The sequence below is a fragment of the Citrobacter sp. Igbk 16 genome (assembly GCF_028069755.1).
Taxonomy (GTDB): Bacteria; Pseudomonadota; Gammaproteobacteria; order Enterobacterales; family Enterobacteriaceae; genus Citrobacter.
Genome location: NZ_JANEWJ010000039.1, coordinates 22,136 through 40,238, shown reverse-complemented (window position 1 = coordinate 40,238; position 18,103 = coordinate 22,136). Strand labels below are relative to the sequence as shown.

16 protein-coding genes and 1 pseudogene are annotated in these 18,103 nt (G+C 48.6%); 14 read left to right on the top strand and 3 right to left on the bottom strand.

What is annotated here, in order from left to right:
- From NNO03_RS20095 to NNO03_RS20065, 7 genes are all read left to right on the top strand, one after another.
- On the top strand, window positions 1–366 hold a 366-nt coding region (locus tag NNO03_RS20095), incomplete at its 5' end, for a hypothetical protein (protein ID WP_271450350.1).
- Window positions 348–911 (top strand): hypothetical protein, encoded by a 564-nt coding sequence (locus NNO03_RS20090; RefSeq protein WP_271450349.1) that lies wholly within the window; start codon window positions 348–350, stop codon window positions 909–911. The genes NNO03_RS20095 and NNO03_RS20090, both read left to right, overlap by 19 nt.
- A complete protein-coding gene (locus NNO03_RS20085; RefSeq protein WP_271450348.1) occupies window positions 908–1,234 on the top strand; it encodes a hypothetical protein in 327 nt (108 codons plus the stop codon). The genes NNO03_RS20090 and NNO03_RS20085 overlap by 4 nt, the downstream gene beginning before the upstream one ends.
- Window positions 1,231–1,521 (top strand): hypothetical protein, encoded by a 291-nt coding sequence (locus NNO03_RS20080; protein WP_271450347.1) that lies wholly within the window; start codon window positions 1,231–1,233, stop codon window positions 1,519–1,521. Before NNO03_RS20085 ends, NNO03_RS20080 begins: the two co-directional genes overlap by 4 nt.
- A 25-nt stretch (window positions 1,522–1,546) precedes the next feature.
- A complete protein-coding gene (locus NNO03_RS20075) occupies window positions 1,547–1,798 on the top strand; it encodes a hypothetical protein (protein ID WP_271450346.1) in 252 nt (83 codons plus the stop codon).
- Window positions 1,799–1,835: 37 nt separating this feature from the next.
- Window positions 1,836–3,233: a hypothetical protein gene (locus tag NNO03_RS20070; RefSeq protein WP_271450345.1), complete on the top strand. Its 1,398-nt coding sequence runs from the start codon at window positions 1,836–1,838 to the stop codon at window positions 3,231–3,233.
- A 3-nt stretch (window positions 3,234–3,236) separates the two neighbouring features.
- The gene (locus NNO03_RS20065; protein ID WP_271450344.1) at window positions 3,237–3,500 is read left to right on the top strand and encodes a hypothetical protein; all 264 of its coding nucleotides are present in this window, start codon (window positions 3,237–3,239) and stop codon (window positions 3,498–3,500) included.
- A 33-nt stretch (window positions 3,501–3,533) separates the two neighbouring features.
- On the opposite strand, the pseudogene yegD reads toward NNO03_RS20065, so the two are convergent.
- Window positions 3,534–4,205, bottom strand: a pseudogene (gene yegD / locus NNO03_RS20060) (molecular chaperone); the annotation flags it as partial.
- Between the two features lie 136 nt (window positions 4,206–4,341).
- Here yegD and alkA point away from each other — a divergent pair.
- Window positions 4,342–5,211, top strand: a complete 870-nt coding sequence (alkA, locus tag NNO03_RS20055) for a DNA-3-methyladenine glycosylase 2 (RefSeq protein ID WP_271450343.1) — start codon at window positions 4,342–4,344, stop codon at window positions 5,209–5,211.
- Here alkA and NNO03_RS20050 read toward each other — a convergent pair.
- The gene (locus tag NNO03_RS20050) at window positions 5,179–8,508 is read right to left on the bottom strand and encodes a diguanylate cyclase (RefSeq protein WP_271450353.1); all 3,330 of its coding nucleotides are present in this window, start codon (window positions 8,506–8,508) and stop codon (window positions 5,179–5,181) included. The genes alkA and NNO03_RS20050 overlap by 33 nt on opposite strands.
- Window positions 8,509–8,823: 315 nt before the next feature.
- Here NNO03_RS20050 and udk point away from each other — a divergent pair, with 315 nt between their 5' ends.
- From udk to asmA, 3 genes are all read left to right on the top strand, one after another.
- A complete protein-coding gene (gene udk, locus NNO03_RS20045) occupies window positions 8,824–9,465 on the top strand; it encodes a uridine kinase (RefSeq protein WP_005128328.1) in 642 nt (213 codons plus the stop codon).
- 91 nt (window positions 9,466–9,556) lie between these two features.
- Window positions 9,557–10,138, top strand: a complete 582-nt coding sequence (dcd, locus tag NNO03_RS20040; protein ID WP_003036774.1) for a dCTP deaminase — start codon at window positions 9,557–9,559, stop codon at window positions 10,136–10,138.
- 26 nt (window positions 10,139–10,164) lie between these two features.
- Window positions 10,165–12,018 carry an outer membrane assembly protein AsmA gene (gene asmA, locus NNO03_RS20035; protein WP_271450342.1) on the top strand — a complete coding sequence of 618 codons (1,854 nt, stop codon included), beginning with the start codon at window positions 10,165–10,167 and terminating at the stop codon, window positions 12,016–12,018.
- Between the two features lie 43 nt (window positions 12,019–12,061).
- Here asmA and NNO03_RS20030 read toward each other — a convergent pair whose 3' ends face one another.
- The gene (locus tag NNO03_RS20030) at window positions 12,062–13,645 is read right to left on the bottom strand and encodes a TerC family protein (protein WP_115643577.1); all 1,584 of its coding nucleotides are present in this window, start codon (window positions 13,643–13,645) and stop codon (window positions 12,062–12,064) included.
- 656 nt (window positions 13,646–14,301) lie between these two features.
- Between NNO03_RS20030 and NNO03_RS20025 the strand changes: the two genes are divergently transcribed.
- Genes NNO03_RS20025 through wzc form a run of 3 tightly spaced genes read left to right on the top strand, consistent with a single transcriptional unit; the run spans window position 14,302 to window position 18,055 of the window.
- Entirely contained in the window at window positions 14,302–15,441 is a 1,140-nt protein-coding gene (locus NNO03_RS20025; RefSeq protein WP_271450341.1) for a polysaccharide export protein, read from the top strand.
- 5 nt (window positions 15,442–15,446) lie between these two features.
- Window positions 15,447–15,893: a low molecular weight protein-tyrosine-phosphatase Wzb gene (wzb, locus tag NNO03_RS20020; protein ID WP_271450340.1), complete on the top strand. Its 447-nt coding sequence runs from the start codon at window positions 15,447–15,449 to the stop codon at window positions 15,891–15,893.
- Window positions 15,893–18,055 (top strand): tyrosine-protein kinase Wzc, encoded by a 2,163-nt coding sequence (gene wzc / locus NNO03_RS20015; protein ID WP_271450339.1) that lies wholly within the window; start codon window positions 15,893–15,895, stop codon window positions 18,053–18,055. The genes wzb and wzc overlap by 1 nt, the downstream gene beginning before the upstream one ends.
- Window positions 18,056–18,103 lie beyond the last annotated feature (48 nt).

The following is an 18,103-nucleotide window of genomic DNA, read 5'->3' as shown; positions in this document are numbered from 1 at the left end:
TATTTGTTTCAGTTTGAGGATGGTTCATTTTACATCGGAGTGAAGCAGATATGGAAAGGTGTAAAAGTTTCAACAAAACTAACAGGGCTTGAAAAAGAAAATGGTTGGCGGGAATATAAAACTTCATCTAAGAAAGTACAAAAGATGATTGATTCTGGAATGGATTATACCCGTACTATTCTATGGGGTTTTGAGAACATGACAGAAGCGAACTATGTAGAATCTTTTCTAATATTAGCTCATTCACTGGATGATAATATTTTGAATATGGCAATGATGAATAAATGCCGTATTCCCAACACTACACAGAAACGTAAACTTAAGGGGATTATAAGGACTATAGAAGAATGGCTAGGAAATATGTAAAAGGAATTAAGGAAGTACAGAACTATATCAACCGAGAAGGAAAACAAATGAATAATGAGTTTTCCAGTACATTGATAAATGAATTGCGTCAGGTATCACGTGAAATGCAACTGGGGATTAACCAAGCAGCAGAGGGTGGTGTAGTGCCATTTAGTGGTAATGCAATGCTTACTTTCTTCAATAAACGTGCTACGGGTGTAACCGTAACAATGATGGTTAAAGATATTCAGGCACAGTATCTATATGGTGTTCTAGTGGAAAAGGAAAACATTGATAAGTTTATCCCCACCAGTGATGCAAAATTAACCAAACAAAAGAACATTACGGGACTTAAAAGTAATCTTAAATCTGGTAAATATAAAGTAGTAGAACATAAAGGGACTAAACGTATAATTGATACCCGTAAAAAAGATGACCGCGTAATAGCAGTTAAAACACCCAAGACACGTAAGATAATTTTTGATTGGTATGATAATGCCGAAAGAAAAATCAATATTGTGATTAATGGGATACGAGGTGAATTTAGCACAAGGAATAATAGATGATTGAAATTATGAAAGAACACTATGGGGAACAAACCCCATATATCTTAGTAGATAATGTAACTCCAATGATGAATTCATTACCATTTCAGCGGGGGTTTTTGGGAAATAAGAAACTTAAGAAGATACTAAAGAATCATGAATTAAATGATTCGGTACAGTACATTATGAATATTGCTTTCACCACACCCCAACAATTAGAAATTGGTGAAGTCATAGAATGGAGTATGAAAGATCTCAATCTAGAAGTAATTGTACTAAGTCACGAGCGAGCTTTTGTTAAAGGTACATACGTTTGGATCGTAGTAGCAGGTATAAAGGAATGATTACGATTATTGTAGAACTAATAAAATCTGGATTATCTTTTTTTCAGAATAAAAATGAAAAAGAAAAAAGTAAAGAGACACTACAAATAGAAGAAACTAATGAAACGAACCGTGAAGAAATCAAGAAAGGTTTTAATGGTCGTAACTTTATGTTTTTCGTATTCGGTGTTGTCATTCTATGGAACTATGTTCTAATCCCCGTACTTGATGCATTTGGGATTGTACTGTTTTCTCTACCACTAGGTGAGATCTTTACTCTTCTAAAGTTAATGCTGGGTGGAATGTAAAATAATAAAATATAAGGAAGAAAAAATGGACTATATAGCGATAGGGGGTCTAATTTTAGCTGGCCTTGGGATAGTAATTCGTCTTTTCAATTCCCATCGAAGAGTTATCATCGATGCGGAGCGGAGAATCGGAGAAATTGAAAGTGATCTAGCAGTTTTAGAAACACGTCTTACAAATACTGAAAAGGATGTAGATGTTCTTTATGAAATGGTTAGGGAACTTTCAGAAATAAAAAGTGACATTTCCGAAATAAAGGGAATGTTAAAAGCAAAATAAAAGGGGGCTTATGTCCCCTTAACATAAGGACGTCATAATGTCAAATTCAATTAAAACTTATGCAATAAAACCTAACAATAGTATTAATGTACCTTTACCAGTACCTGCATACTTACAATCATGTGATGGTGTATTGTGTTCGTTTTCTACAGATTCATTAGATAAAAGTGATGGTGTTGCGTTAGTAAACAATACCCCCATTCATGCTAATGGCTCTTTTGTTGTGCTAACGAACAATTCACCATATGAATCTAAAGTTAATATTTTATATTCATTAACTGGTGATGAATCAGGCACACATCCTACCGTCGATGCTACAGGTGGTGAAATCATCACGCCTGAATTCTTATTCATCGGCACTAAAAACAACCCCCAACCCGCAGTAAAATTAACTCCAGATGATGCAACATATTGCACCTATGAGTTTAGTAGTTCGGATTCTTCTGTACTTGATTTTAATCAGGACGGCACATTTAATATTCACAAAATTGGTACTGTTACCATTACATGTAAAGTAACTAACTTCTTTAGTGGTACATCGTTTGAAATTACTAGCGATTGGGTACTAGATAAAGTATTAGATATTAACTATGTAGAAATAGCGTGGATCAGGGAAGGCGATTTTACACTGTTAAGATGGAATCTAAACTACATCATACCAAAAAACTTAATTGGTATTAGTCGCAGTACATCACGCCAAGGATTTATATTCGATGAGGATGATTTTATTCATGTACCAACCAATACATATATCCAGACTTTTGACGCTATTCTAACAGTTTCATTCCGTGGTGTTATTATCGAAAAGGTTATGAATATTAATGTATTGCCGAACAGTGTTGCAGGTAAAGCCGTAAACATGAATTATTACGTGCGTAATAACTTCTGCTTTGGTATGCGTGGCTGTACTATGGGGCGTATGGAATTATTACCAATTGGGGCTACTCCACGTTCAGTCGAGTACATCCCCCATAACAACCCAGCATATAACGAACCAGTTATAAACCTAAACCCATATACAGGTACATTCGATCTTTTAGAAGATACGGCAATGTCTAAAGTATTCGGTATTGGTATTAAAGTTACAAACTTTGATGATACAGTATTTTATCATTATGCGACTGCAAACGTATATTCTTATTCATGTACGTTTAAAGCACCACCAGCAGAAATGCCCTTCGGTGTTAACTATATGATGGAACGTGTAGATGCATACCCAAGCGATGCACGACATAGTTTATATTTCTATGCTAGATATAGTAATAAGATATGGACACCTGATAAGCCAGGGGCAATGGAACCAAATATTAGCAGTGCGGGGAATATTTACGCGTATGAATCGGGTGTTCTAACGTTCACAGTTACAAGTGAATATGAGGGCTTACCCAACACCAAACCAGCACAAACATTTACTATTAAATTCACAGGGAAATAAGATATGAAGAATAGTTATCCAGATATTATTATAGAACCAAATGGTGTAATCAACCTTGCCGATTATATTACGGCGGGTAGTGATTTGGTGTTTTTGCAGTGTAAAAATGGCTGTGTAATCGTCAACAATGACGGTTCTACAGAGCATGGTTTTATACTCACAAACTACACAGTGCAGTATTTTTTGGCAGCACCGCAACCGATCTACATCGTTAACAAGAACGGTACGATTGGTGCACGTGTCGCCGTGATGACAGGTACTAAGTAACCCCTCATTGTGGTGTACATGCTTTACCGACTAGGAACAGTCAGTGGTACCACCGCCGATATCCACCACCAATACGCGTTTTTCTTCCTGCAAGGTTGCTTCAAAATCCAGACCCGCGGCTACCGGTTCGTACTGAAAAACAACATCCTGAAAACCAGCACGCTTTGCCGCACGCGCAAGGATACCCTGCGCCTGGGCGTTGGCATCATCACCGCCTAACCCCTGGAAGTTGATCGGGCGACCGATAACGGCCTGGGTGATCGCTTCCGGTAGCTGGTTTTGCGCCTGATTGCGAATATGCAGCATCATCGCGCAGACCAAATCCTCAAATAGCGCAACCTGCTGCGGCTTCAGGCCGCTGGCACCCAGGAATGATTTTGGCGATTTAACAAAGTAAACCTCTTCCGGATCGTCAATGTATTGCGCCAGTGATGCCAGACCAAACTGCACGCTATTGGCGCTAACATCGATGTCTTCATCGCGGTTATAACGCATCGCACGACTCAGTAGCGCCTGTGTTTCGGCATCCGTCGTGGGGACATCATGATGGCGATACAACCATTCGCTCACCGCTTCACGCGTAGGCGCACAAAGCATTGAGGGCAGTAACGTGCTGTTATTTTCCATTTTGAGCAGGTGTGGCTGCCCGTCACGCATTACGGCTACTGAACAGTTTGCCGTACCGTAGTCAAAACCAATAAACACCGTAAAAATCCCCATGCCCGTGAAGAAGGGGCGTGACTTTAGCGAAATGTTGCCGCCCCGACAACTGGAATATGAAAGCAAGGCGTATCGATTGAATACCGTTTATGCTGTAGGTTTAACTAAAAAGGGAACCTGAATGTTAACACTAAGCTGGCAGCCGCCTTATGACTGGTCCTGGATGCTAGGGTTTCTTGCCGCCCGTGCGGTGGAGGGTGTCGAAACCGTCGGGGAGTTGTATTACGCCAGGAGCCTGGCAATCGGTGAGTATCGCGGGCTGGTGAGGGTAGTGCCTGACCTGAAGACACACCAGCTTCAGGTCAGGTTAAGTCCAGGTTTACAGCCCGTTGCGCCAGAATGCCTGGCTAAAATTGAGCGGTTGTTCGATCTTGGCTGCTGTCCACAGCATATTGTTAACGCTCTGGGCAGCCTGGGCGCAGCGCGTCCTGGCTTGCGGCTACCCGGCTCTGTCGATGCTTTTGAACAAGGTGTGAGGGCGATATTAGGCCAGTTAGTGAGCGTTGCCATGGCGGCAAAACTGACCGCGAAAGTTGTACACGCCTACGGTGACAGGCTTGATGACGCGCCTGAGTATGTGTGTTTTCCCACACCACAAGCGCTGGCTGCTGCTGATCCTTTGCACCTGAAAGCCTTAGGGATGCCGCTCAAACGCGCCGAAGCGCTCATTCATCTGGCACGAGCAACGCTTACCGGAAGGCTTGCATCGGTTGCACCAGCCGATATTGAGCAAGGCGTAAAGTACCTACAAACGTTTCCCGGTATAGGGCGCTGGACTGCCAATTATTTCGCGCTACGCGGTTGGCAGGCGAAAGATGTTTTTCTCCCTGACGACTATTTGATTAAACAACGCTTTCCGGGCATGACGCCAGCCCAGATCCGGCGTTATGCCGAGCGCTGGAAGCCGTGGCGCTCCTATGCGTTATTGCATATCTGGTATACGGAAGGGTGGCAGCCGTCAGTTGATAGCGAAGTTGCTGGTATTGAGTAGCAGATCCAACGGCTGAGCATCAGCAATGATGTCGCCGTAGATCATATCGATACCGATACCAGAAAGTGCGTCCATAATAAGCGGCATTTGCACGGGGCCGGCGATCGTTTTGATATCCAGACGCTGTGCATGGCCCTGGATAATAGAAACCCACATTTCATCCATCAGGTTGCCGTGAACACTGGCGCTGATATCACTATCGAGTAACAGGTAATCGACGGTGTGAAACTTCAGGTTTTCAAAGATCTCTAAGTCGCGCCCAACCTGGCTTAAAATAATCCGACAACCCGCGTGACGAAGCCGCTGAATGGCCGATAGGCTCTGAGCTGGATGCGATTTCATCACTCCGGCTGGAATGGTCAGGTGTAATAATCGTGGTGGTAGCGGGCTACGTTGCAACTGTTCTAGCAGTTCATCCACAAGTTCGGTACTCAACAGTCCGGCGGCAGAAAGGGGAAGGGCAATACTGAGTCCCTTACTGGCAATAGCCGTCGCTGCATGCTGGAAAAATTCGTTAAAAACCCGGCGGTCAAGCGCATGATTAAGCGCAGGGTCAACAAGTCCGGTACGGAAGATATGCTCTTCGATAACATCACCGTCCTCTGTTCCCAGACGCAGTGAGAGTAGCCAGAAGCTGAATGTCTCAGGAATGCGTGGAGAGGCCACACCCCGGGCGATCATGAGCATCGGGTTGTGCGCAATAATGTGCTTCTGTTCATCAAACGATAGCAGTTCCCGTGAGGTGTGCGTCTGACTTTGCTGAGGCTCATACACGCAGACCCGGCCACGTCCGCTGTTTTTGGCGGCATAGCAGGCGATATCCGCCTGGGACATAACCTCAGTCGCGACATGATTTTTCTCATCGATCAGCGTAATACCCGCACTGGCACCTATGCGGTGCAGACGGCCGTCCCACATGAACTGATACTCGTTGATGGCGCTGATAATACGGCCAGAGATAAAGCGTGCGCTTTCGATGTTGCAATCTGGCAGCAACAGGCCGAATTCATCGCCACCGAGACGCGCCAGTACATCGCTGGTACGTAGCATGCTGAGCATCAGAGAAGCCAGTTCGCGCAGCAGGGCATCGCCTGCAGCATGGCCCGCGCTATCGTTCACGGCTTTAAACCGATCCAGATCGATAAAGACCAGAACATGACGTTGATGCGTATCGTGTACGGCTTGCAGCAATTGTTTCAGATGGTTTTCAAAGCTGACCCGGTTAGCAAGATGGGTGAGATCATCGTGCGACGCGCTGTAGCTCAGTTGGCGTAACATCTTACGCGACTCGGTGACATCCTGAATGACCAGCACGGAGCCAATGCTGCCGCCGTCAAGGGTACTGAGTGGCGTAATGCTGTACTGAATGTCGTAACTGCTGCCGTTACGGCAATGCAGAACCACCTCCTGCTCTATGGCAGTTCGCGACATATCGGCACTGTAGATGTTTTCCATCAACGGGCCGTTATCGCCAAAGGTAATACGCAGCACTGTCAGTAACGGAATACCTATCGCGTCGTCCTGCTGCCAGCCGCTCATCTTCTCGGCAACCGGGTTCATAAAGGTCACGTTCATGTCGACATCAATACAAATCACCGCTTCGCCGATTGAGTCCAGCGTGATGTGCAGGCGCTCTTTTTCCTGGTACAACGCTTCGTTGAGTTGCTTCACTTCGGTCATATCCAAATTGATGCCGAGTAAGCGTTCAACTTCTCCGTCTTTATTCAGTACCCGGTTAGCCAACGAGCGGATGTGTCGCACGCCGTCACGTACTGCAATACGAAATTCGAGCTTAAAGGGAATTCGTGCGGCCAGAGAGTCGCGAATCACATTTTCAGCATGCTCGCGATCTTCTGGTACGACGCACTCGTACCAGACTTGCCAACTGGGTTTGATATGCGGCGGGACTTCATAGAGATCGAACATGCGCTTATCCCAACTGATCACATCGGGTTGCAGTTCCCACTCCCAGATACCGATACCGCCCGCTTCGTTGGCGAGGGTGATGCGCTCCATCAGCCGCTTATTCATCCACTCGGTGTGTTTCAGGTCGTTTATGTCTTCGACCTGAGCAATAAAGTAGAGCGGGGTGTTGTCGCTGTGGCGTACCAGCGAAACGGCCAGCAATGCCCAGACGACTTCGCCTGCGCGCGTGTAATAGCGCTTTTCCATGGAGTAGCTATTGATTTCACCACGGGCCAACATGCCGAGTTGTTCGAGGTCGTTATTCAGATCTTCCGGCCAGGTGAGTTGCTGGAAGGTCAGCGCTCTCAGTTCATCCTGACTGTAGCCAAGAAACTGACACAGCGCCTTGTTTGCCTGTAACCACTGCCCTTCGGTACCGACCAGCGCCATGCCAATCGCGGAATATTCCATTGCATTACGAAAACGCGATTCGCTTTCAGAGATGTGTTTTCGCTCGGCCCGAAATGCGTACATCACCATAGTCATCATGTTGGCTGGCAACAGAATCATCAAAAACGGCAGCCACGGAATACTGGTCATCACATTCGTTTTTGGGGCGTAGAGCAGCGATGGGTTGGCAGCCAGCATCAGAGAGACCATCATGACGGTGCTGAGGAAAATTAAAAATGCTTCCATACGTGGCAAACGGACGGCGCTCCACATCAGCAACACAATGACGCAGGTAAACGGCCACGGCACGTACATCATGGAGAGCCAACTGAACGTTAAAGTGATGAGCAGCGTGATGAGGGTCTCAAGCAGTAAGCGTGGATCGCGGTGGCGCAGCAGATAATGAGGCTTGAATAACAGACCCAATGGCACCAGCGCCAGCGCGCCGATGGATTCGGAAAGCACCCAAATGAGAAACGTATTTAACGAGGTTCCCTCTGGGAGCAGTAGCCACATCAGTACACCACCTAACAGCGGTGGAATGACGGCGCTACCCAACGCCAATCGCGCCCAGTCATTCAGATTCTGTAAGGGATTGTACCAGGGTAGCAGTTTGCGCAACAACATCGCGCCGGCGACCGCTTCAATAATGTTGATGGTCGTATAAGTGTAGTTAAGCGAACCGCCAGGAAAAAACAGCAAAGACGCGCCGATACTGCCGAATGAGCATGCCAGCGCTATCCCAGGCCACATTTTCCCCGCATGGCGGTAAAACGCCACCATCATAATTGAGGTTGGAAACCAAAGCGGTGCCAGTTGAGTACCGAAACGCGACAGTTCCAGCGAGAATAGCGTAAAGATAAATGCTACCAGACCTAAACTGGCCAGGCGCAGCAGAGGATGGGGTAGGGTAACTAAAACATGTTGGAATTGTTTACTCATTACCACTTTACCCAAATAGCCGATGTCGGCCAGCAGAGTTACCAGCCGCATCACGTTTAATCTTCGTTTATGCTAGTACAAATAATTTACAATTTATACGCCAGTTGCTCATAAATTAACACGCTCAAGCCATTAATTCCTAAGGCGGGTGAATAAAACTTGAGCCTGCTTTAAAATTAACCGTTTTAATTTGCGACAGGGAAAGCATTGGTGCAGCCTGGGCTGGCATCGCGCTGCTGAAATCCCTATAATTGCCGCGTTTGGCGTTTCGACGCCGCCCTTCCTTACATCCAGGTTAATCAGGTCGCTAAATTTATGACTGATCAGTCCCATCAGTGCGTCATTATCGGCATTGCCGGCGCATCGGCTTCCGGCAAGAGTCTTATTGCCAGCACCCTTTATCGCGAATTGCGTGAACAAGTCGGTGACGAACATATTGGCGTTATTCCCGAAGACAGCTATTACAAAGATCAAAGCCATCTGTCGATGGAAGAACGCGTAAAAACGAACTACGACCATCCGAACGCGATGGATCACAGTTTGCTGTTTCAGCATCTGCAAACACTTAAACGTGGTTCCGCCATTGAATTGCCCGTTTATAGCTATGTTGAACACACGCGCACACAAGAAACTATTCATATTGAACCCAAGAAAGTCATTATTCTGGAAGGCATTTTGTTGCTGACGGATGCGCGTTTGCGTGATGAAATGAACTTCTCTATTTTTGTTGATACGCCGTTGGATATTTGCCTGATGCGCCGTATCAAGCGGGATGTGAATGAACGTGGTCGTTCAATGGATTCGGTGATGGCGCAATACCAAAAAACCGTACGTCCGATGTTCCTGCAATTTATTGAGCCTTCAAAACAATACGCCGATATCATCGTGCCTCGCGGGGGTAAAAATCGCATTGCTATCGATATTCTGAAGGCGAAAATCAGTCAGTTCTTTGAATAAGTTCAGCGAATTGTGTACCGTTCAGTGATAACCTGGTTCACCCTTAACGCGCCTGGCATTAAGGGGTTGAAGCACGAAAGGAGAAAGTGCCATGCGTTTATGTGACCGAGATATTGAAGCCTGGTTGGATGAAGGTCGTCTGTCGATCAATCCACGTCCTCCTGTCGAGCGTATCAACGGCGCAACGGTAGATGTGCGTCTTGGAAACAAATTTCGTACGTTCCGCGGTCATACGGCGGCGTATATTGATTTGAGCGGGCCGAAGGATGAGGTCAGCGCTGCGCTTGACCGCGTAATGAGTGATGAAATTGTCCTCAAAGACGGTGAAGCGTTTTTCCTGCACCCGGGTGAATTAGCGCTGGCGGTAACGTTCGAATCCGTAACGCTGCCTTCCGACCTTGTTGGCTGGTTAGACGGCCGTTCTTCGCTGGCACGTCTGGGCCTGATGGTACACGTTACGGCACACCGTATTGATCCGGGTTGGTCGGGCTGCATCGTGCTGGAATTTTACAACTCAGGAAAATTACCGTTGGCGCTGCGCCCCGGTATGCCGATTGGTGCACTGAGCTTCGAACCGCTTTCCGGCCCGGCAGCGCGACCTTACAACCGCCGCCAGGATGCGAAGTATCGCGATCAGCAGGGCGCGGTAGCCAGCCGGATCGATAAAGACTGAGTGTTTTTCAGTCCATTGGGGATAGCATGAGACGATTTCTGACGACGCTGATGATTCTTCTGGTCGTGCTGGTGGCCGGTTTCTCTGCGTTAGTATTGTTGGTGAATCCGAACGATTTCCGCGCATACATGGTGAAGCAAGTTGCTGCGCGTAGCGGATATCAACTGCAGTTGGATGGTCCTCTGCGCTGGCACGTGTGGCCCCAGTTGAGCATTCTCTCCGGGCGCATGGTGCTAACGGCTGAAGGTGCCAGCGAACCGCTGGTTCGTGCCGACAATATGCGTCTGGACGTCGCCTTGTGGCCGTTGCTGAGCCACCAACTCAGCGTAAAGCAAGTCATGCTCAAAGGCGCGGTGATTCAACTCACACCTGAAACCGAGGCTGTGCGCGGAGTCGATGCCCCTGTTGCGCCAAAAGATAATACACTGCCGGATCTGGCAGAAGATCGTGGATGGTCGTTTGATATCGCTCGCCTGCGCGTGGCTGACAGCGTTCTGGTATTCCAGCATGAAGATGATGAACAGATAACGGTTCGTGATATTCACCTGAATATGGAACAGGATGCCCAGCATCGCGGAACGTTCGATTTCACCGGTCGCGTTAACCGCGACCAGCGCGACCTGACGTTGTCCATCAGCGGTGCTGTTGATGCGTCTGACTATCCGCATGATTTAGTCGCTAACATTGAGCAGCTAAGCTGGCAGTTACAGGGCGCTGACTTGCCGCCGCAGGGGATCCGCGGCCAGGGGCAGCTTCAGGCTCGGTGGCAGGAAGAGAAAAAACAGCTCGCTTTTACTCAGATTAACTTAACGGCGAATGACAGTTCACTCGCCGGGCAAGCTCAGGTGACGCTGGCGGAGAAACCCGCATGGGACGTCGATCTGAAATTCGGCCAGCTCAACCTGGATAACCTGATCGTACAGCATGACGCTCTGGCGGCGACAGATACCGGGGCACAGCAGAGTCAGAGCCAGTCTACACTGGCGCGACCGGTCATTGCCTCGCAGGTTGATGCCGTCTCTTATCAGGGGCTGCAAGGATTTTCCGCCAATATTGCACTACAGGCGGATAAAGTTCTCTGGCGGAAAATGGCATTTGATAATGTTTCTGCAAAAATCGTCAACCAGGCTGGCTTGCTGAATATCAATGAGTTACAGGGAAAAAGTGACGGTGGGTTGATCTCGCTTCCTGGCTCGCTGGATGCCAGAAAAGGCTCTCCACGGGCAGTCTTTCACCCACGGCTGGAAGGCGTAGAAATCGGCACTATCCTGAAAGCCTTTGACTATCCGATTGCCCTTACTGGCAAGCTGTCACTGACTGGCGATTTTTCGGGCTCTGACATTGATGCGCAGGCATTTCGTCACAGCTGGCAAGGACAGGCCAATGTTGAGATGAGCGGCACGCGTATGGAAGGCATGAACTTCCAGCAACTGGTGCAACAGGCGGTTGAACGTAGCGGCGGCAGTGCAAGTTCACAACAGGATTTGGATAATGCGACGCGGCTGGATCGCTTTGTGACCGATCTGACGCTGGATAACGGCAAGGTTACGCTGGATAACATGGAAGGGCAGTCCGCCATGCTGGCGCTTTCGGGTAAGGGCACGTTAGATCTGGTTGAGCAAAATTGTGATACTCAGTTTAACGTACGTGTGCTGGGCGGATGGAATGGGGAAAGCAAATTGATCGATTTCCTCAAAGCGACTCCGGTTCCGCTCAGGGTCTATGGCAAGTGGCAGTCGTTAAACTATAACCTGCAGGTGGACCAACTCTTGCGTAAGCATATGCAGGATGAAGCAAAACGTCGATTGAACGACTGGGCCGATCGCAACAAAGACTCTCGCAACGGCAAAGATGTTAAAAAGCTGCTGGATAAACTCTGATCTCTATTGCCGGATGTCGCTTTAGCGCCATCCGGCATATCGCTTATACCTCGTAATCCATCTCTTCTTCACTGCGCAGTGGTATCAACTGGACTTTCTGCACCCGATGGTTTTCTACTTGCAAGGTTTTCAGCAAATAGTCTCCAACCTGTACTTCCTCTCCGGTTTTCGGGATGCGCTGCAGATACTCCATTAACAACCCGGCGATGGTGTGATACTCACGTTTCTCATCTAATGGGATCGGGACATACTGCACCAGGTCTTCCAGCGGCATATGACCGTTTGCCGTCCACGACCCATCGGCATTTTTCTGAATATCATGACGAGCGTCGATCTCTTCGACTTCATTTGGCAAGTTACCCGCGATGGTTTCCATCACGTCGCTCAGCGTCACGATGCCTTCCACCGAACCAAACTCATCGGCCACAAAAGCGAAGTGCGTACGGGCATTACGGAACTGCTCCAGCGCCGGAAGGAGCGGCAGGGTTTCCGGGAATACCAACGGCTGGCGAAGTAAGACACGCAAATCGAGTGGTTCGCCACGCAGCGACTGTTGCAGAAGGTCAATCACATGCACCACACCGAGCAGTTCTTCCTGTTCATCTTCTCCGGTTACGACCAGACGCGTATGCTGGTTTTTCTCCAGTAGTGTGCGAATTTCTGCTTCCGGCGCATTGAGATCAATGTGCTCGATATCATGGCGTGACGTCATGATGCTGCTGACGGTTCGCTGATTAAGGTTCAGTACGCGCTCAATCATCCGCCGTTCTTGTGGTGCAAAAATCTGACCTTCATGATGATCCGCCAACATGGCGGCAGTTTCGGCATCCAGCTCGGCATCTTCTTTTTGACCGCTTATCAGGCGCATCACTGCCTCGGCGGTACGCTGGCGTAACGTGTGGTTAGCCGACAGAAAACGACGACGGTTAAAAATAGCCAGCTGGTTCAGGGCTTCTATCATGACCGAGAAGCCGATAGCCGCGTACAGATAGCCTTTCGGTATGCGAAAACCAAAGCCTTCCGCGACCAGGCTGAAACCAATCATCAGCAGGAAGCTCAGGCACAGGATAACGATAGTTGGGTGGCTGTTAACAAAGCGGGTCAACGATTTGCTGGCCAGCATCATCAGGCTGATGGCAATAATCACCGCCGCCATCATGACGGCCAGATGATCAACCATGCCAACCGCGGTGATCACCGAGTCCAGTGAGAAAATGGCATCCAGTACCACTATTTGCGCGACCACGCCCCAAAATTTCGCACCCCGACGCTGGGTGGGATTGTCGCTGTCTTTCCCTTCCAGCCTTTCGTTAAGCTCCATCGTCGCTTTGAACAGCAGGAAGAAGCCGCCAAATAGCATAATCAGGTCGCGGGCACTGAAGCTGAAGTCCCGAATGCTGAACAGAGGTGTGGTCAGCGTCACCAGCCATGATATTGACGCCAACAGTAGCAGGCGCATAACCATCGCCAGTAGTAGCCCGGTAATACGCGCCTTATCCCGCTGGGCTGGAGGGAGTTTCTCCGCGAGGATGGCAATAAAAACAAGATTATCAATGCCAAGAACGAGTTCTATCACGATTAGCGTGACGAGTCCGGCCCAGATTGACGGATCGGCAATCCATTCCATAGTAAATGCTATACCTATAGTTATATGACAATTGTCACAATTCGATCATGGGTAAAATCGACGAAAAATGCAATGGCGAGAAGGGATTTCTCTTCCGTTTATATCAGGATAGGAGGGAGAGAATAGCCTGAAGGTATCTGCACGAAATGGTTTTATTTATCCACTTATATTTAGGAAATATCGCAGACTGGATATTTATATATTAACATTGTCAACATCAATAAAATCCTAAAAATATACACATCTCACGCTTAATATTAATCTTAAAAGGCTATGTTTCAGGACTTGTTATCTTGCCTGCTATTCGGTTAGCTGCAACAATTCTTCCCGTAATAATCAAAAGAGAAATATGTTGCCAGTATCGCACCATGCTATTTCTGATGGGTAGATGCTATGAATATGATGAAAATTGCGAGGATGGTAAAAATATAAATTAATCAGTGCATTGGTAGCTAATGAAGCCAGGGGCGGTAGCGTGCCTGGTCGCCTGATGATAAACCTAAATTATTCTGTCAAGAGACTGCAGATGAATTCATTTTTTTTAGGACTGATGCCAGTTAAATTCCTATTCAATTAACGGCAAGGTAAATGCAAACAGGCGTAATCGCTATTTAAAACGCACGTGATAATGACTCTGCCAAAGTGATAAATAATCAATGATGAAATCCAAACTTAAATTGATACCAGTATTGGTGTCGGTAATATTGATCAACGGTTGTACCGTGCTTCCGGGCAGCAATATGTCTACCATGGGCAAAGATGTGATTAAGCAGCAGGATGCCGATTTTGATATCAACCGGATGGTGAATGTTTATCCGCTTACCCCACGACTGGTTGAGCAATTGCGTCCGCGACCGAATGTTGCTCAACCTAATATGTCGCTGGATCAGGAGATCTCCGGGTATCAGTACCGGGTCGGACCCGGTGATGTCCTGAATGTCACCGTATGGGATCATCCCGAACTCACCACGCCAGCGGGACAGTATCGTAGCTCAAGCGATACGGGAAACTGGGTACAGCCTGACGGCACGATGTTTTATCCCTACATTGGCAAAGTTAGCGTGGTGGGAAAAACGTTGGCAGAAATTCGTAGTGATATTACCGGGCGCTTAGCGAAGTACATCGCGGACCCGCAGGTGGACGTTAATATCGCCGCATTCCGCTCGCAAAAGGCATATGTCTCCGGGCAGGTGAATAAATCCGGTCAACAGGCCATCACCAACGTACCTCTTACCATCCTCGATGCTATTAATGCCGCAGGCGGCCTCACTGAAGAGGCCGACTGGCGCAACGTTGTGCTGACTCACAAAGGGCAGGAGCAGCGAATTTCTCTGCAAGCGCTAATGCAAAATGGCGATCTAAGCCAGAACCGTCTGCTCTATCCTGGCGATATTTTGTTTGTCCCGAGAAATGACGACCTGAAAGTGTTCGTGATGGGCGAAGTGAAAAAACAGAGCACCCTCAAGATGGATTTCAGCGGTATGACGCTCACCGAAGCGCTGGGCAATGCGGAGGGCATCGACCTGACCACATCCAATGCCAGCGGCATCTTCGTTATTCGTCCAATAAAAGGCGAGGGTGGGCATAACGGCAAGATCGCCAATATCTACCAGCTTGATATGTCCGATGCGACATCGTTGGTGATGGCGACCTCTTTCCGACTTCAGCCTTACGATGTGGTGTATGTCACGACCGCGCCGGTTGCTCGCTGGAACCGTTTGATCAATCAGTTGCTGCCGACCATTAGCGGTGTTCGTTACATGACGGATACGGCCAGCGACCTTCACAACTGGTAATCATCATGTTTAACAAAATATTAGTTGTCTGCGTAGGGAACATTTGCCGCTCTCCGACGGCAGAGCGCTTGTTAAGGCAATTTGATCCGGCGTTGACGGTGTCTTCCGCTGGCCTCGGCGCGCTGGTAGGCAAGGGCGCTGATCCGTGTGCCATTAGTGTGGCTCAGGCACATAACTTGTCGCTGGAAAATCATTGTGCGCGGCAGATCTCGGGACGGATGTGCCGGGAATATGACCTGATCCTGACCATGGAAAAACGTCATATCACGGCGTTGTGTGAAATGGTGCCGGAGATGCGTGGCAAAGTGATGCTGTTCGGCCATTGGGACAGCGAACGCGAAATACCCGACCCGTATCGTAAAAGCCGCGATGCATTTGATGCGGTGTATGCGCTACTTGAGCGGTCTGCCCACCAATGGGCTCAGGCACTGAATGCGGAGCAGGGAAAATAATGACAGAAAAAGAAAAACAGTCTGCAACGTCGGTAACAGGCAACGATGAAATCGATATCGGACGTCTGGTTGGGACAGTAGTCGAAGCACGCTGGTGGGTACTGGGCATAACTGCCGCATTTGCGCTGTGTGCGGCGGTCTACACCCTGTTTGCCACGCCGATCTACAGTGCCGATGCGCTGGTGCAAATTGAACAAAATACCGGAAACTCGTTAGTCCAGGATATTGGCTCGGCGTTATCCAGCAAGCCACCTGCTTCTGAAGCGGAAATTCAGCTTATTCAGTCACGACGGGTATTGGGCAAAACGGTAGACGATCTCAACCTGGACATTTCCGTCACCAAAGATTCATTTCCTCTTTTTGGTGCCGGCTGGGACCGGCTGATGGGCCGCCAGAATGAAACGGTCAATGTGACGACTTTCACCTTGCCAACGTCAATGAATGAACAGACCTTCACGTTGAGTGTACTGAACGATAAAAGTTATCAACTGGTGAGTGACGGCGGTTTTAGCGCGCGTGGTCAGGTTGGGCAGTTGCTGAACCATGACGGTGTATCGATGCGGGTTGAGGCAATTCATGCCAGTCCGGGTAGCGAATTTACCGTCAGTAAGTTCCCCACGCTTGGCACGATCAACAATCTGCAAAATAACCTGATGGTGACGGAAACAGGTAAAGATACCGGGGTGCTGAGTCTGACCTTCACGGGAGAAAATCGTGAGCAAATCCGCCAGATCCTCGACAGTATTACCCGCAACTATCTGCAACAAAATGTGGAGCGTAAATCTGAAGAGGCCGCCAAAAGTCTGGCATTTCTGGCAAAACAATTGCCAGAGGTGCGCAACCGTCTGGACGTTGCCGAAAACAAGCTGAATGCATTTCGTCAGGATAAAGACTCCGTTGATTTGCCGCTGGAGGCCAAAGCGGTGCTGGACTCGATGGTCAATATTGATGCCCAGTTAAATGAACTGACTTTTAAAGAAGCAGAAATCTCCAAACTGTTCACCAAAGTGCACCCGGCGTACCGCACGTTGCTGGAAAAACGCCAGGCACTGGAGGATGAAAAAAACAAGCTGAACGGGCGCGTGACGGCGATGCCGAAAACGCAGCAGGAAATTGTCCGCCTGACGCGTGACGTGGAGTCCGGCCAGCAGGTCTATATGCAATTGCTGAATAAACAGCAGGAGCTGAAGATCACGGAAGCCAGTACGGTTGGCGATGTGCGCATTGTCGATCCCGCCATTGCCCAACCCGGTGTCCTGAAACCAAAAACGGCGCTGATTATCCTCGGCAGTATCCTTCTTGGCTTGATGCTTTCAGTGGTTGGCGTGCTGCTGCGGTCGCTGTTTAATCGCGGTATTGAAAGCCCACAGGTGCTTGAAGAGCACGGCATCAGCGTGTATGCCAGCATTCCCTTGTCAGAATGGCAAAAAGCCCGTGATAACGTGCAGACCATTAAAGGCGTTAAGCGCTATAAGCAGAGCCAGTTGCTGGCGGTAGGTAATCCGACTGACCTGGCAATAGAAGCGGTGCGCAGCCTGCGTACCAGCCTGCACTTCGCCATGATGCAATCACGTAATAATGTGCTGATGCTTACCGGGGTCAGCCCGTCGATCGGCAAAACGTTTGTCTGTGCCAACCTGGCTGCGGTTATCAGTCAGACCGACAAGCGCGTGCTGCTGATCGACTGTGATATGCGTAAAGGCTATACCCATGAGCTGCTCGGGACCAATAACGTCAACGGTCTGTCTGAGATTCTTAGCGGCAAGGGTGACATTCCCGCCTGCGCAAAACCGACTTCAATTACACATTTTGACCTGGTCCCTCGCGGGCAGGTTCCTCCTAATCCTTCAGAACTGCTGATGAGCGAGCGCTTTGGCGAGTTGATGACCTGGGCTAGCGCAAACTATGACCTGGTGCTGATCGATACGCCGCCAATACTGGCCGTGACCGATGCGGCCATCGTTGGTCGTCACGTCGGAACCACGCTGATGGTGGCGCGTTACGCGGTCAACACGCTGAAAGAGGTGGAAACCAGTCTGAGTCGCTTCGAGCAAAACGGTATTCAGGTGAAAGGGGTGATCCTCAACTCCATCTTCCGGCGCGCCAGCGGGTATCAGGATTACGGTTACTACGAATACGAATACACGTCGGATTCGAAATAGATAACTAACAGCAACGCATATCGAATGTAGGCCTGATAAGCGTAGCGC